The 12,912-nt window shown below is 60.9% G+C and carries 11 protein-coding genes, 1 tRNA gene and 1 pseudogene; 5 read left to right on the forward strand and 8 right to left on the reverse strand.

What is annotated here, in order from left to right; translation table 11 throughout:
• The first annotated feature begins 33 nt into the window (after positions 1-33).
• Together hchA and ACUXAC_RS03120 are read left to right on the forward strand one after the other, a co-directional pair.
• Positions 34-909, forward strand: coding sequence for a glyoxalase III HchA (hchA, locus tag ACUXAC_RS03115; protein ID WP_063919640.1), 876 nt, complete (start codon positions 34-36; stop codon positions 907-909).
• Positions 906-1,634: a PA1136 family autoinducer-binding transcriptional regulator gene (locus ACUXAC_RS03120; RefSeq protein WP_421115071.1), complete on the forward strand. Its 729-nt coding sequence runs from the start codon at positions 906-908 to the stop codon at positions 1,632-1,634. The genes hchA and ACUXAC_RS03120 overlap by 4 nt, the downstream gene beginning before the upstream one ends.
• Here ACUXAC_RS03120 and ACUXAC_RS03125 read toward each other — a convergent pair.
• Together ACUXAC_RS03125 and ACUXAC_RS03130 are read right to left on the reverse strand one after the other, a co-directional pair.
• Positions 1,631-2,521 (reverse strand): LysR substrate-binding domain-containing protein, encoded by an 891-nt coding sequence (locus ACUXAC_RS03125; RefSeq protein WP_421115072.1) that lies wholly within the window; start codon positions 2,519-2,521, stop codon positions 1,631-1,633. The genes ACUXAC_RS03120 and ACUXAC_RS03125 overlap by 4 nt on opposite strands.
• 50 nt (positions 2,522-2,571) lie before the next feature.
• Positions 2,572-2,637, reverse strand: a pseudogene (locus tag ACUXAC_RS03130) (SWIM zinc finger family protein); the annotation flags it as partial.
• Positions 2,638-2,649: 12 nt separating this feature from the next.
• Here ACUXAC_RS03130 and ACUXAC_RS03135 point away from each other — a divergent pair.
• Complete coding sequence (locus ACUXAC_RS03135) at positions 2,650-3,222, forward strand: hypothetical protein (protein WP_421115073.1); 573 nt, start codon at positions 2,650-2,652, stop codon at positions 3,220-3,222.
• Between the two features lie 50 nt (positions 3,223-3,272).
• On the opposite strand, the gene ACUXAC_RS03140 is transcribed toward ACUXAC_RS03135, so the two are convergent.
• Complete coding sequence (locus tag ACUXAC_RS03140) at positions 3,273-4,979, reverse strand: hemolysin (protein WP_102984405.1); 1,707 nt, start codon at positions 4,977-4,979, stop codon at positions 3,273-3,275.
• Between the two features lie 684 nt (positions 4,980-5,663).
• On the opposite strand from ACUXAC_RS03140, the gene ACUXAC_RS03145 reads away from it, so the two are divergent.
• Positions 5,664-6,038, forward strand: coding sequence for a cell envelope integrity TolA C-terminal domain-containing protein (locus ACUXAC_RS03145; protein WP_421115074.1), 375 nt, complete (start codon positions 5,664-5,666; stop codon positions 6,036-6,038).
• A 180-nt stretch (positions 6,039-6,218) separates the two neighbouring features.
• Here the strand turns inward: ACUXAC_RS03145 and ACUXAC_RS03150 are convergent, their stop codons facing one another.
• Positions 6,219-6,707: a GNAT family N-acetyltransferase gene (locus ACUXAC_RS03150; RefSeq protein WP_100396976.1), complete on the reverse strand. Its 489-nt coding sequence runs from the start codon at positions 6,705-6,707 to the stop codon at positions 6,219-6,221.
• Positions 6,708-6,886: 179 nt separating this feature from the next.
• Positions 6,887-7,807: an AraC family transcriptional regulator gene (locus tag ACUXAC_RS03155; protein WP_421115075.1), complete on the reverse strand. Its 921-nt coding sequence runs from the start codon at positions 7,805-7,807 to the stop codon at positions 6,887-6,889.
• 105 nt (positions 7,808-7,912) lie between these two features.
• Between ACUXAC_RS03155 and ACUXAC_RS03160 the strand changes: the two genes are divergently transcribed.
• Complete coding sequence (locus ACUXAC_RS03160) at positions 7,913-8,746, forward strand: oxidoreductase (protein ID WP_421115105.1); 834 nt, start codon at positions 7,913-7,915, stop codon at positions 8,744-8,746.
• Positions 8,747-8,843: 97 nt separating this feature from the next.
• Here ACUXAC_RS03160 and ACUXAC_RS03165 read toward each other — a convergent pair.
• The 3 genes from ACUXAC_RS03165 to dpiA form a co-directional block, all read right to left on the reverse strand.
• Positions 8,844-8,919 (reverse strand) — tRNA-Asn (locus tag ACUXAC_RS03165).
• A 114-nt stretch (positions 8,920-9,033) separates the two neighbouring features.
• A complete protein-coding gene (locus ACUXAC_RS03170) occupies positions 9,034-12,123 on the reverse strand; it encodes a beta-galactosidase (protein ID WP_454266472.1) in 3,090 nt (1,029 codons plus the stop codon).
• 102 nt (positions 12,124-12,225) lie between these two features.
• Positions 12,226-12,912 carry a two-component response regulator DpiA gene (gene dpiA, locus ACUXAC_RS03175; RefSeq protein WP_021505854.1) on the reverse strand — a complete coding sequence of 229 codons (687 nt, stop codon included), beginning with the start codon at positions 12,910-12,912 and terminating at the stop codon, positions 12,226-12,228.

Below are 12,912 nucleotides of genomic sequence, written 5' to 3' on the forward strand. Positions count from 1 at the left end.
AAGGGCAACGTAACGGTGAATATGGAGATAATCATGACTGATTCAGTGTCCAACGATCGTAATCCCACCCCGGATGTGGCGGAAGACAACGCGTTCTTCCCATCGCCTTACTCCCTCAGCCAGTACACCTCGTCCAAAACCGACTTTGCGGGCGCCAGCTACCCGAACGCCTATCGCGGCGGCAAGTGGAAGGTGCTGATGATCGCCTCGCAGGAGCGCTACCTGCTGATGCAAAACGGCAAATTCTTCTCCACCGGCAACCACCCGGTCGAGATGCTGTTGCCGATGTATCACCTGGATCTGGCCGGTTTCGAGATCGACATCGCCACGCCGTCCGGCGATCCGGTGAAGCTGGAGATGTGGGCGTTCCCGCAGGAAGACGAAGCGGTCAAGGCCACCTATGAGAAGTACCGCAGCCAACTCAAGCAGCCGAAAAAGCTGACGGAGGTGGTGAAGGATCTGGATGGCGGCAACTACCTCGGCGTTTTCATCCCCGGCGGCCACGGCGTGCTGAATGATATTCCGTTCAGCGAAGAGGTGAAAAAGACCCTGCACTGGGCGCACGACAACGATCGCTACGTGATTTCGCTGTGCCACGGGCCGGCGGGCCTGCTGGCGGCGGGCATCGGCGAGCGCAAAGAGGATTTCCTCTATCGCGGCTATGAGATGTGCGTGTTCCCGGACTCGCTCGATACCGGCGCCAACATCGACATCGGCTACATCCCCGGCCCGATGCCCTGGCTGGTGGGCGAACGCCTGCGCGAGCGGGGCGTCAAGATCGTCAACGGCGACATCACCGGCAAGGTGCATAAAGATCGGCGCCTGCTGACCGGCGACAGCCCGCTGGCCTCCAACAACCTCGGCAAGCTGGCAGCGGAGACGCTGTTGGCCGACGTCGCCGCGCGATGAGCGACGAGATCGCGCAGCGCGCTTTCCAGACGGCGCTGGCGATGGACCACGAGCGAACCCTGTCCGTCATTCAGGGGCGAGTTCGCGCCTTTGCCGCGCCGTTCGGCTTCGATCGCTTTGTGCTGTTTTCCGCTTCCGCCGCGGCGGAGGCGGGGATCGAGCATATCTATTGGGTCGAGGGCGACTGGTTCGGCGACGGCGAGGCCGTCGATGCCCTGACCTACGTGCGGCACTGCCCGGTGACCCGGCACATGCTGCGGGTCAGCGAGCCGTTTTTCTGGACCAAGACCCGGGCGCAGCAGGGTGAACGCTACCGGATTGTGCGCACGCCGCGCGGCGCGGGCCTGCACGGCGTGCAGATCCCGGTGTTCGGCCCGGCCGGTTTGGAGGGCGCCGTCAGCCTGGGGGGCGAGCGCATCGACGCTTCGCCGCCGGTGCGGCTGGCGCTGTCGCTGGTGGGCACGGCGGCCTTTCAGGCGGCGCGGCGGCTGTTCGCACCGGCGGCCGGCGAGGGAGAGGGCCGGCTGTCGGCGCGCGAGCGCGAGGTGCTGAGCTGGACCGCCATCGGCCGGCGGCAGGCGGATATCGCCGCGATGCTCGGCCTGTCTGAACGGACGGTGGAAAACCACCTGCGCCGCATTCGCCAACGCCTTGGCGCCGCCACCACCGCGCAGGCGATCGGCGTGGCGATCCGCCTGGGGGAGATCGCCCCCGAGCGCCGTTAGCCTGCTGTCATTTGCCGCAGCAACCATTCGCGCAGCGCAATGATATCGGGGCGCTGCGCGGTTTCTTCGGTAGTCACCAGGTAATAGTTGGCGCCGGGTAACGACATCTCGAACGGCGCGGCCAGCACGCCGCGCTGCAACAAATCGCGCGCCAGCAGCCGGCTGGCGATCACCACCCCCTGGCCCGCCACCGCCGCCTGCAGCGCATGCGTCTCGTCGCTGAAGGTCAGCCCGGCTTCCACGTTCAACCCTTCCGGCCCGTAGCGCCGCCGCCAGTTTTCCCAGGTCGGCGCGTCGGCGGGCACCTGCCGATGTTCCACGTGAAACAGCGTTACCCGCTGCAAATCCTCGCTGCGCTCCAGCGCCAGCGCCGGGCTGGCCACCACGATAAAGCGATCCGCATGCAGCAGGGTGCAGTGCAGATCGCTTTCCGGCGTTTCGCGGTAGCGGATGGCGACGTCCACGGTGCGCTGGTTGAGATCGACGCGCTCGACGCTGGTGTGCAGGCGCAGATCGATGGCGGGAAACTCCGCCTTGAAATCCGCCAGGCGCGGCACCAGCCAGTGGGTGAGAAAATTGGAGGTGGTGGTGACGGTCAGTGCCGGCGGCTGTTGGGCGCGGGTGATTTGGGCGACGGACTGCTCCAGCGCGGCAAAGGCGCGCTGGGTGCCGGCATACAGGATCTCGCCGGTCTCGGTCAGGTTGACGCCCTGCGCGCTGCGCTCGCACACCCGGCATTCCAGCACCGACTCCAGCAGCTTGATCTGGTGGCTGACTGCCGTCGCGCTGACGCCCAGCTCCTCGGCGGCCAGCTTGAAGCTGCGGCAGCCGGCCACGGCGTGGAAGGCGCGCAGCGCGCCCAGCGGCGGCAAACGGGGTTTTTTCATGGCTGAGTTATTCTCATCTAAGGCTGAAAACTATGAGTTTGTCTGAACGATTATACAAGAGATAGGCTAGCGATATGTGAACAGGGGAATGAATTAATTTCATCATTCCCACATGTCGGGAGTTAACGATGAGCCTCTATATCAACAACGGCGCCCTGGGCGCAATGGAACACACGGGAACGGCGGCGAGCGCCCTGGCGCTCAGCGTGCCGGTCGCGGCGGGCGCCTTGCTGCTGAAGACCGAAAGCTTGCTGAACATCGGCGCAACGCTGATGCTGCTAACGGCATTGGCGCTGGCGTTTCTCGGCGCCGCCGCGCTGGCCCGCTGGCAGCCGCTGCGGAAGCGGCCTGCGCTGGCTGTGCTCCGCTACGGTTTTTTGCTGGCGGCGGCGGGGTGGCTATTGACGCTGCTGATGCTGTTCGGCGGCCATGATTGGCCGGCCCTGCTGGCGGGCATCGCCCTCGGCGGCCTGGGGCAGGGCGTGGCCTACCGCACGGCGGTGGGGGAGAAAGCGGCGTTCGCCGTGGCGTGCCGGCTGGCGATGGTGGTGAGCATCGTGGCCGTGGTGGTTGCCGCGTTGCTGATTCAAACCTACGCCGCGCCGGGCGCGAGAGGAAGCTGTTTCGCGCTGGCGTTGCTGGTCGACCTGGCGCTGCTGGGAGCGTTGATGGCGCGGGTTGCGGAGCGGGATGGGGCCTGAGCCGCCGCGCTGAAGGAAAACAGCCCGCCGGTAAACCCGGCGGGCTTCGCTTAGGCGGCCGCGAGCTCTTGCGGCGTAACGGTTTGCAAGCCGACGAGCTGAATGGCCGGCTGCTCGAGCGTGATGCCGAAGTCGCCTTGCGCCCAATTGTAGATATTGACGACGTGTTGATTGAGCGCGCTTTCACCCTGCATGAATATCGACAGATCCTGCGTATGGGTTTGCGCGTTGTAGTTCAGCGAGAAGCTGCTGTTTGAGCCTTCGGTGCCGAAGGCCAGCAGGTGGTTATCGATAGACAGGGAAGAGGCCTGTAAAAAGCCCAGCTCGAAGCTGTCGTCGATGTAGATATTGTGAGTCTGCTTTACGGGAATATTCAGCAGGCTGTTGGGGAAGGGCACATCGTTGGACAGCATGCTCAGGTTCACGCCGAGATAATCCTGCGGCGCGCTCCCACCCGGCGCAGTGGTATAGCCGTGCTCGAAGCGAATCTCGCTGGAGCCTTTGCCCAGGTTGACCTCCAGACCGTTGGCCGGCGTCAGCACCCGATCGTTAAAGGTGACGTTATCCTTAAAGTCCGTCAGCTTCACCGCCTCGATGTTGTACAGCCCGTCCTTAAAGCCATACAGCCCGATGCCGTTTTTCTCGATCACTCCGCGCCCGCCATAGCTGCCCTGGGCGTCAAACTTCAGGTTTACCCCGTGCGACAGGCTGGAATAATCGACCGTATCATGGCCGCTGCCGCCGTCGATGACCGTCCAGCCGTAGTTGCCGGCATTGTTTTGCCAGCCGCGTGGCACGCTGATGGTGTCGTCGCCGCTACCGGTGTTGACGGCGATATTGCCGAACGCCAGCGTGAAATCGTCGTCATACAGCGTACCGACGCGGTACAGATTCGGCGTGGACAGCACGTCGGCAATGTCGTTGAAAATCGCCGAGCCGATATCCAGCTTGCCGGGAATGAGGCTGCCGCCGCCGGTCACGCTGCTGCCGTAGGATTCGGTGTAGAAATCACGCGCCGCTTCGGCGGCGAGGCGGATGGTCTCGTGGCCAATGCCGAGGGTGGTCAAATAGGTGGGTACTTCGCCCGCCAGCAGCGTTTCAACCACGTAGCTGAGGTTTTTCATCTGCATGGAGACCTGCGCCGCCGCAATCAAATCGTAGGTGCCGCTTTCGACCTTAAAAGGCGAGGTGTCGTTGGTGGCCACCCATTCGGTAAAGAACGAGGTATCGCCTAAATAAGAGAACAGCGTGGTGCCGGCCCAGGGGGAATAGTTGGGGGCGCCGGTCGAGGAAGCATCGGTGAACACCTCGGACGCCGCCGCGCCGGCGTCAATCAGGCCGACCTCGTGAATATCCGGCACTTTGGCGCTGGTGGGCGGGGCATCCGGCAGCGGCGCGTTGGGATCGCTGCTCAGATCGACGCCAAACAGCGTCTTGGCGAAGTTCTTGGCGATGTTGTCGGAGGCATTTTGAATGCGCGTTTCCCAGTCATCGGGCACATGCCCGGTGCGCAGCTCATACTGCAGCTTGGTTTGGTCGCGAATGTAATGGGCAAACGCCCCCTGATTCGAGTTCACGCCATAGGCGCCTTTGATCCAGGTATACACCGCGATGTCCACGCCCTGAATAGGTTGATTGGCATGGTTGGGATCGGTGAGCGCATCGACGGAGGCGGCATACACGGCCGGCCAATCGCCGGCTTTGGCGGCCTCCCAAATCGCTTGCAGTTTTTCTCGGTCGGTAATGACGTAAGCCATATAAACACTCCTTGTTGCTGAGAGATTGCTGTGAAATTCAACATGATGAATGGAGGCGCGCGATGGAATAAACCGAAACCCGTACAGCCAGAAACGCGCATGCCGCGAGCCGCAGCGAACGATGGGCGGCAGGCGCCCATAGCGAAAGGATAGACGCTACTTGCCGAGTGCGAACAATTCGCTTATCGATTGTTTTTACAGGATTATTGCTGTAAATCGGCGGGTTAACCCGCGTATTGGCGTCAGGAAGGGATATCTGTCAGCTGGGTTAGGAATCTTCTTAGATAAAAGAGTGGGTTTCGCTGTGGGGGTTGGCCAAGCGTTGGCGTTATGGTGGTGGTTGTGGCTGCCGCTTTGCGGATTCACACCGAAGGCAACGCAGGGGGGCGCTCCAACGCTGCTGGGGTGTGGAATGGGGTGAGGAAATGCCGGAGTGGGGACTCTGGCGGTCGGTTTTGTGCCAGGAGCGGACGTATAAACTGCTTGTACTAATTATTAGGTAATAAATTGCAGTCTCTTCCCCGCTTCTACATATTCAGAAAGCTCATTCGAAACATCTAGTTGATGTAGATAATTAGTGGTTGAAAGGTGCCAGGAATGACGGAAGAATAGGCCTATATTGCTGAGTTTAAATGGGTTGAGGGGCAAAAAGTGGGCTCGCCTGAAACAGTAAAGAAAATCGTTATGCTGGCCATTTTGGCTAGTCTTACTGCGGGTTGCGCACCGTTACATCCTTCCGGCTGTCATAAGACCACGGCAACGGGTAGTTGCAGTTCAGGACGTTGGGATGATCAGGATGAATGGGGCGTGCAAGCGAGGGCAATCAGGGCGGCAATAAATGCTGAACTTGATGAGCCGCAAAACTGGAAGGGGAAAAAATGCAGGTTGCATATTGAATTTGCTCAGGATGGCACGGCTTTAAACGTATCAACCAGCAATGGCAATACAGCCTATTGCGAAGCGATAAAGTCAGCAGCCCATAAAGCCAAATTTCCAGCCTTCAACAATCCAGAAGTCTATAGAGATTTTCAAAAATCGGGCTTCGATATGCTCGGTTAGCCCGATAATAGCCCTTTCAGTACCCGCTACTCGCTCAAAGCAGGCCCAATGACCACGTAGCCTGTCCGTTGCGTGCCAGAAACGGACATTGATGATGTGAGGATATATAGTGGTAGATTGCCTATCGATAGTTGATATTACCCGAGATTGTCTCCAAAATTATGATTAACGGATTGCTGATCAGTCGGATCCTAGCAAAAGACTCATATCAAAACCAGTTATCCGAAAACCAAACTCTTTATATAATTTCAAAGCCCTTTGATTGTCCGGTGACACTCTGAGTTCCACCTCATATGCGCCCTGTTGAGTCAGCTCATTCAGGAATGCACGGATAAAATCCCGACCCATTCCCTTACCCTGAAATTCTGGGAGAAGCATTATATCTGACAAAAAGGCTGAGTTATCTTCCAGGCTGAACCACAGATATCCCGCAGCCTGACTGTCATGTTCATAAGTTCTAAAATGGTTATTTTGAGTATTGATACCCGCTGGCAAGGCTGCTTTAAATGATTTCGACGCCTCTATCTGGGCTTTTTTACGACTGTACCGATGATTTGCCATCAGGTCTTCAACATAGTCATTTAAAGAGAGGCCCCCCCAGAGGTCAAACTCGTCGTCATGCATGGGCCTATAAATTGATTTGGGGATTTTTGACTGTTTTGTTTTCAATTTACTGTCTCATTCTTAATAGCAACGTAACGCATACTTAGTACTACTCTACCGAATTATCCGCCGATTCAGCATGATAAAATTATATCATATAGCGTTGTCCACTGAACGTAATTTTGCTGACGCCGAAGTCTGCATTTCGCTCATAGCGAACTATCGTTCGCCTGACCAAATAAGCCTCAGTGCGATGAAACAAATACCGACGCAGGCTGCGCGGGCGGAATGGCGAAGTGACGCTGCATGCGTTTTATCTCCTCTGCCGGTGGCAGGCCAAACAGACGTTTGAATTCGCGATTAAATTGCGATGGGCTTTCATAGCCAACGGCGTAACTCGCGGCGGCGGCGGTGATTTGTTGGCGCACCATCAGCATCCGTGCCTGGTGCAGGCGTACCGATTTCACATACTGCATTGGCGGCATCTGCGTTATCGCCTTGAAATGGCTATGAAAGGTCGGCACGCTCATGCCGGCCCTCATCGCCAGCTGCGTCAGCGTTAACGGCTCCGCGTAAGCGGCATGGATGTGCTGCAGTGCTTTACCGATTTTGCCAAACTGGCCCTGCAAGGCCAGCGCGGCACGCATTGCGTTGCCCTGTGCGCCTGTCAGCACGCGAAAATAAAGCTCTCGCACCCGCGCCGGGCCGAGGATTGCCGCCTCAAGCGGGTTAGCCAGGACTTCAAGTAAGCGAAGTACGGCCATTTTTATCGCGCCGTCCATGGGGCTCGACATCATGCTTTGCGGCGCGACGGGAGGATGCGGGGCGCCATGCTGTTCAATCTGCAACATCAGTTCCGCAGCAAGCTGAAAATCCAGATGCATATAAATCGCCAGCAGCGGATGTGCTGCCGACGCGTCGGTTTCCATCACAAACGGCACCGGCACCGAAACCGCCAGGTAGTGCTGCTCATCATATAAATAGGTCTGTTGACCGAAATAGCCGCGTTTGCTGCCCTGGCAGACGATCACGATCCCCGGATCGTAAAGCACCGGCGTTCTGGCAAGCGGGCGATCGGAGCGCAAAATTCGCACATCAGGCAGGGCAGTGAGGTTGTATCCCTCTTGCACCGCAAGTCTATTCATCAGGGCAATCATGTCGGACATCCCACCACCTCATAAAATCAGGCAAGAAAAAGAGAAGATACGGCCTAAAAATGCGGCAGAACAGAGAATACCATGCAACCTTCATGGTTCATGGGAGTTCTTTTTATGGCATCTGCAAAAACGATTTTAATTACCGGCGTCAGCAGTGGCTTTGGCCAGGCGCTGGCGCGGGAAGCCCTCGCCGTGGGGCATCGGGTTATAGGGACGGTGCGCAACAGCGAAGCGCTGCAGGCTTTCGGTGCGCTCGATACGCAGCGGGCTTTTGGCTATCTGCTTGATGTCACGGACGTTGAACGTATTGATGAGGTGGTTGGAGAGATTGAGTCCGCCGTCGGTCCAATAGATGTGCTGGTGAACAATGCCGGTTACGGCCACGAAGGCATTCTGGAAGAATCCCCGCTTGCAGAGCTGCGCCGCCAGTTTGACGTGAATGTGTTTGGCGCGGTGGCGATGATCAAAGCCGTGCTGCCGGGCATGCGCCAGCGCCGTCGCGGCCACATTATCAATATCACCTCAATGGGCAGTTTCATTACCTTGCCCGGTATCAGCTATTACTGCGGCAGCAAATTTGCACTGGAAGGGATATCAGAAACCTTAAGTAAAGAGCTTGCCCCGTTCAACCTACACGTGACCGCCGTGGCGCCGGGCTCGTTTCGGACGGACTGGGCCGGGCGTTCAATGGTACGCAGCCCTCGCCGTCTCCCTGACTATGACGCGTTATTTGAACCTGTTCGTCAGGCGCGTCAGGAAAAAAGCGGCAAGCAACTCGGCGATCCCGTGAAGGCGGCTCACGCCATGCTGGCATTGATCGAGAGCGGGAACCCACCCACGCATCTGTTGTTAGGCAGTGACGCATTAAGTTTGGTGCGGCAAAAGCTCGAGGCGTTAGGCAAGGAAATTGAACAGTGGGAGAAACTTACCCGTTCAACGGATGGCTGAACGGTTTGGGGTAGGGAGAGTGCAGGGGATCGCCGATTATGATCCGCCCAACAGCAAAAAGCCCGCTCAGGTTTCCCTGAGCGGGCTTCTCTAAATATGGCTCCTCTGACTGGACTCGAACCAGTGACATACGGATTAACAGTCCGCCGTTCTACCGACTGAACTACAGAGGAATCGTGTGAACGGGGCGAATAATAGCGAGGCGCCGTCGGCATGTCAAAGGCGGATTACACATTCTGTGACTGTTTGCTTACAGAATGCGCAACCCGTTGAGTTTTTTGGCAGATTTAGCCCTCGGGCGCCCGCTGCAGGCGCAGCTGATAGCGGTAAACGCCGGTGGTGAGCAGGTAATCCCGGTGCACGCTCGGGCTCCAGGAATCGTCGCCGCCCACCCCCATGTGGAAGCCGTCCAGATGCAGCCAGGTGCCTGCTTCCGGCTGCAGCAGGTGCTGGTGGCTGCAGGCCATCAGCTGTTGCAGGCCGTAGCGGCTGAGTGAGAAGTGGAAGCGGCCGTCGATGCGCCAGCCGCCGTAGCGCAGGCTGCGGGTGTCGCAGCGCAGGCCGTTCTCGCCGGGGAAAATATACGGCGTGTGCAGATCTGCCAGCGGCAGGCGCCAGCGCCCGTGCTGCGCGGCCAGGCGGCGATCCGGGTAGTTCTCGTGCGGGCCCAGGCCCAGCCATTCCGCCTGCGGCTGCAGCGTTGCCAGTTGGCAGTGCAGGCCGATGCGCGCCGGCGGCGGCAGGGCGTCGGCCACCTCGACCTCCACGCTCACGTTCACCGCGCCCAGCGCATCGAACAGCCACTGTTTGCGGCTGAGCAGTAAAATCTGCTCGTCTACGCCGAACTGGTGTTCGCTCACCACCCGCACGCCGTTTTGCAGCGCATCGGCCTGCAGCCGCGTGCAGCGCTCCTCCAGCCGGTACAGGCCCGCTAGCTTCCAGCGTTCGACCCAGGCGTTGGGATCGATATGGTCCGCTTCGCTGACGCCGATGTCGTTATCGATCGGCGCGCGCGCAAAGCCGTCGCGCAGCGGCGTCAGCAGCTGCGGCTGCTCATTCTGCCACCACTGCGTCAGATGGCCGCTGCTGCGCTCGAAGCGCCAGCGCTGGTCGCCGTGGGTGAGCGTCAGCCCCTGATCGTCTTCAGTCAGCGTGGGCGGCACGCCCTGCGCCGGCGGCGGCGCGGGATGCAGCGCGCGCGGCACTCGCCACTGCTCCCAGGCACAGCGGTGGTGCGCTTCGGACCAGTCGGTGGCCTGCGGTTGCACCACCTCCACGTTCAGCCACAGCTCGCCGGGCCGATGCAGCATCGGCAGGCGATCGAGCAGGGTGAAGCTAGCGCTGCCCTGCGGCGGCAGCGCCAGATCGAAGCTGCCGCTGGCGCGCTCCACGCCGTCCAGCTCCAGCCGCCAGTTGAGCTGCTCGTTGTCGGTGTGGCGGAACAGGTAATCGCTGGTGACGGTCAGCGTCAGCGAGGCGGCGTCGAAGGCGAAGCGGAACAGCTGCTGCGCCCGCTGCGCTTCGAACAGCGCCGGGTGAGGGGTGCGATCCGCGAACACCAGCCCGTTCAGGCAGAACTGGCGATCGTTGGGGGTGTCGCCGAAGTCGCCGCCGTAGGCCCAGAACTCTTGGCCGTGCTCGTCGCGTTTGATCAGCGCCTGATCGACCCAGTCCCAGACAAAGCCGCCCTGCAGGCGCGGGTAATGGTGGAACGCGCGCCAGTAACGCTCGAAACCGCCGAAACTGTTGCCCATCGCATGGGCGTATTCGCACAGGATCAGCGGGCGCTGTTCCTCCGGCAGGCCGATCCACTTGCCGAGCGCCCATTTGGGCACCGCCGGGAACGGCTGATCCTGATCCACTCTGGCATACATCGGGCAGATGATGTCGGTAGCGGCGGTGTCGGCGCCGCCGCCTTCATATTGCACCGGGCGGGTCGGATCCTGGCTTTTCACCCAGCGGTACAGCGCGTCGTGGTTCACGCCGTGGCCGGACTCGTTGCCCAGCGACCAGATAATGATGCAAGGGTGGTTGCGATCGCGCTGCACCATGCGGGTGACGCGCTCGCTCATCGCCGGCAGCCACAGCGGATCGTCAGCCAACCGGTTCATCGGCTGCATGCCGTGGGTCTCGATATTGGCTTCGTCCACCACGTACAGCCCGTAACGGTCGCACAGCCGGTACCACAGCGGGTGATTGGGGTAATGCGAGCAGCGCACTGCGTTGAAGTTGTGCTGTTTCATCAACAGGATGTCGTGGCGCATCGTCGCCTCGTCCATCACCTGGCCGTGGCGCGGGTGATGCTCGTGGCGGTTAACGCCGCGGATCAGCAGCGGCTGCCCGTTGAGCTTCAGCAACCCGCCGCTGATTTCTACCTGGCGGAAGCCGACGTCATAGGCCTCCACCTCGATGACCTCCCCCTCGGGTGAGAGCAGGGTGACGGTGGCGCGATACAGCGCGGGCGTTTCGGCGCTCCACAGCGCCGGGCGTTCTACCGGCAGGCGCAGCGTGACGCGATCGTCATAGGCGCCGCGCTCGTCCACGATCTCGCTGCCGAGCGGCTGGGTGCGTTCGGCCACCCGCGCGCCATCGCGCCACAGCTGAACCTGCACCTGCAGCGGGCCGGGCCGGCTGGCGCGCGCCGTCACCACCAGTTCGCCGCGGGTAAAGCGGTCATGCAGCGGCGTGGTGATGTGCACATCGCTCAGGTGCGCGGCGGGTTTGTGCAGTAGGCTGACGTCGCGGAAGATGCCGCTCATACGCCACATGTCCTGATCTTCGAGATAGCTGCCGTCGCACCAGCGCAGCACCATCACCGCCAGCCGGTTTTCTCCCGGCTGCAGCCACGGGCTGAGATCGAACTCCGCCGGCAGGCGGCTGTCCTGCGAATAGCCCACCCAGTGGCCGTTGCACCACAAATAGAATGCCGAGTTGACGCCGTCGAAGATGACGCGCGTCTGGCCGGCGGCCAGCCAGGCCGGATCGACGCTGAAGGTGCGCGAGTAGCAGCCGGTTGGGTTGTCTTCCGGCACGCGCGGCGGATCGACCGGGAACGGGTAGCGCACGTTGGTATAGATCGGCGCATCGTAGCCGGCGAGCTGCCAGTTGCCCGGCACTGCCAGCGGGGCGGCGTCCGGCAGATCCTGCTGCAGCCAGCCTTCCGGCGCCGCCTCTGGGCGCGGGAAATAGCTGAAGCGCCACTCGCCGTTCAGCGACCTGCGGCTGGCGCTGGGGGCATCGTCGCGCGCGTCTTCCACCGTGCGCCAGCTGGCGAACGGCGGGTGGGCGTCCAGCCGGCGGGAGTGGGTGCAGGCCGGGGTTTGCCAGTCACGGCGGGCGAGGATCTCGGTCAGGGAAGCAAGGGGCGCAGCGGGCATCGGCGATCGTCCAGTCGGCTAGGTGATGTTCACCAAGATGCTGACCGGCGCATAAAAAGTAAAGCGGTTACACGCAACCTTGCAAGGGCGATCAAATAACCGTTAATGCGGTTCGCCGGCGCGGTAGATCCGCTGTGGGCGGCCGACCTTGCCGTAAATGATCTCGGCGCGCAGCTGCTGCGCGGCGGTGCAAAACTCCAGATAACGGCGCGCGGTGGTGCGGCTGAGCCCCATTTTTTGCGCAACGCTTTCAGCGGTGTGGCGCGCGGCGGGTTCGGCAAACAGCGCGCGGACCTTGCCCAGCGTCAGCTCGTCGATGCCGGCGGGCAGCGCCGCCTGCTGTTCGCCGCGGGCGTAGGTGTTGAACATCTCGTCGATGCGGCGCTGGTTGAGGCGCGCTTTGTCCTTCAGCGCTTCGCGGCGCTGGCTGAAGCGCTGCAGGGTCTGGCTCAGCCGGTCATAGGCCAGCGGTTTGATCAGGTAGTCGAACACGCCGTAACGCAACGCCTCGGCCACGGTGGCCATGTCGCTGGCGGCGGTGATGAACACGATGCCGCCGCGATACCCGCTCAGCGTCAGTTCGCGCAGCAGGGTGATGCCCTGGCCGTCGGGCAGAAAGTTGTCCAGCAGGATCAGGTCCGGCTTGAAGCGCTCGGTCATGGCGCGCGCCTGCGCCAGGGTGCCGGCCAGCCAAATCTGGCGGCAGCCGCCGTTCTGGCGGATAAACTCCGCGTGCATTTCCGCCAGCGGCGTTTCGTCTTCAACGATCAGGATGTTCAGCCATTCCAT

The organism is Serratia sp. 121840015-1 (assembly GCF_053627655.1).

What these genes read in the sequence shown, in the direction of transcription:
- hchA (WP_063919640.1), top strand. Translation starts at nt 34, where the DNA reads ATGACTGATTCAGTGTCCAACGATCGTAATCCCACCCCGGATGTGGCG.
- ACUXAC_RS03120 (WP_421115071.1), top strand. Translation starts at nt 906, where the DNA reads ATGAGCGACGAGATCGCGCAGCGCGCTTTCCAGACGGCGCTGGCGATG.
- ACUXAC_RS03125 (WP_421115072.1), bottom strand. Translation starts at nt 2,521, where the DNA reads ATGAAAAAACCCCGTTTGCCGCCGCTGGGCGCGCTGCGCGCCTTCCAC.
- ACUXAC_RS03135 (WP_421115073.1), top strand. Translation starts at nt 2,650, where the DNA reads ATGAGCCTCTATATCAACAACGGCGCCCTGGGCGCAATGGAACACACG.
- ACUXAC_RS03140 (WP_102984405.1), bottom strand. Translation starts at nt 4,979, where the DNA reads ATGGCTTACGTCATTACCGACCGAGAAAAACTGCAAGCGATTTGGGAG.
- ACUXAC_RS03145 (WP_421115074.1), top strand. Translation starts at nt 5,664, where the DNA reads ATGCTGGCCATTTTGGCTAGTCTTACTGCGGGTTGCGCACCGTTACAT.
- ACUXAC_RS03155 (WP_421115075.1), bottom strand. Translation starts at nt 7,807, where the DNA reads ATGTCCGACATGATTGCCCTGATGAATAGACTTGCGGTGCAAGAGGGA.
- ACUXAC_RS03160 (WP_421115105.1), top strand. Translation starts at nt 7,913, where the DNA reads ATGGCATCTGCAAAAACGATTTTAATTACCGGCGTCAGCAGTGGCTTT.
- ACUXAC_RS03170 (WP_454266472.1), bottom strand. Translation starts at nt 12,123, where the DNA reads ATGCCCGCTGCGCCCCTTGCTTCCCTGACCGAGATCCTCGCCCGCCGT.
- dpiA (WP_021505854.1), bottom strand. Translation starts at nt 12,912, where the DNA reads ATGGAATGGCTGAACATCCTGATCGTTGAAGACGAAACGCCGCTGGCG.